The sequence below is a fragment of the Streptomyces flavofungini genome, assembly GCF_041028215.1.
Taxonomy (GTDB): domain Bacteria; phylum Actinomycetota; class Actinomycetes; order Streptomycetales; family Streptomycetaceae; genus Streptomyces; species Streptomyces flavofungini_B.
Window position 1 is genome coordinate 1 of sequence record NZ_JASKYR010001270.1, and the last position, 1,313, is coordinate 1,313.

Annotated in this window: 1 protein-coding gene; it reads right to left on the minus strand. The window is 72.2% G+C overall.

From position 1 onward, the window contains the following. On the minus strand, positions 1-1,313 hold a 1,313-nt coding region (cydD, locus tag AB8Z36_RS40345; protein WP_369218321.1), incomplete at both ends, for a thiol reductant ABC exporter subunit CydD.

Genomic DNA, 1,313 nt, shown 5'->3' on the forward strand with positions numbered 1-1,313 from the left:
GTCCTCGCCGAGGACCGTCTCCACCCCGTCGGGCAGCGCGTCCACGAAGGACAGCGCCCCCGCGTCACGGAGGGAACCCCGCACCTGTTCCGCGCTCGCCGAAGGCTTCGCGAGCCGTACGTTCTCCGCGATGGACCCGGCGAAGAGGTGCGGCCGCTGCGGCACCCACGCGACGCGCTCGTGCCAGCGCTCGGGCGACACCCCGGCGAGGTCGACGCCCCCGACGAGGACCCGCCCCCCGGTGGCGGGGACGAACCCGAGCACCACGTTCAGCAGGGTCGACTTCCCCGCCCCGCTCGGTCCGACGAGGGCCACCGTCTCTCCCTGAGCCACCTCGAAGGAGACTCCGGAGACCGCGTCGGTGTCCCGGCCGGGATACCGCACCGTCACGTTCTCCACGCTCAGCGCGCCCGAGGGAGCGGGCCCGTTACCGGCGGCGGGGACGGGCGTCTCAAGGACCTCGAAGATCTCCTCGGCGGCGGCGAGCCCCTCCGCCGCCGCGTGGTACTGCGCCCCGACCTGCCGCAGCGGCAGATAGGCCTCGGGCGCCAGAACGAGGATGACCAGACCCACGTACAGATCCATCTCACCGTGCACGAGGCGCATGCCGATGGTCACCGCGACCAGCGCGACCGAGATCGTGGCGAGGAGTTCCAGGGCGAAGGAGGAGAGGAAGGCGATGCGCAGGGTCCGCATCGTCGCCTGCCGGTACTCGCCGGTGATCTTCTTGATCGACTCGGCCTGTGCCTTGGCGCGGCCGAACACCTTCAGGGTGGGCAGGCCCGCCACGACGTCCAGGAAGTGACCGGAGAGCCGCGAAAGGAGCCGCCACTGGCGGTCCATCCGGTTCTGGGTCGCCCAGCCGATGAGGATCATGAACACGGGGATCAGCGGCAGCGTCACGACGATGATCGCCGCCGACACCCAGTCCTCGGTGACGATGCGGGCGAGCACCGCCACCGGTACCACCACCGCGAGCCCGAGCTGTGGCAGATAGCGCGAGAAGTAGTCGTCCAGGGCGTCCACGCCCCGCGTCGCGAGCGAGACCAGCGAGCCGGTGCGCTGTCCGCTCAGCCAGCCGGGGCCGAGCCGTGCGGCCCGTTCGAGGAGCCGCCCCCGCAGCTCGGACTTGACCGCCGCGCTCGCCCGGTGCGCCGCCAGCTCGGTGAGCCAGGAGACCAGGCCCCGGCCCGCCGCGACCAGGGCGAGCAGCAGCAGCGGCGTGCCCAGGTCGGCGACGGAGAGGCCCTTCTGGAAGGCGCCCACCACGATCTCGGCGATGAGCATCGCCTGCCCGATGACCAGGCCCGCCC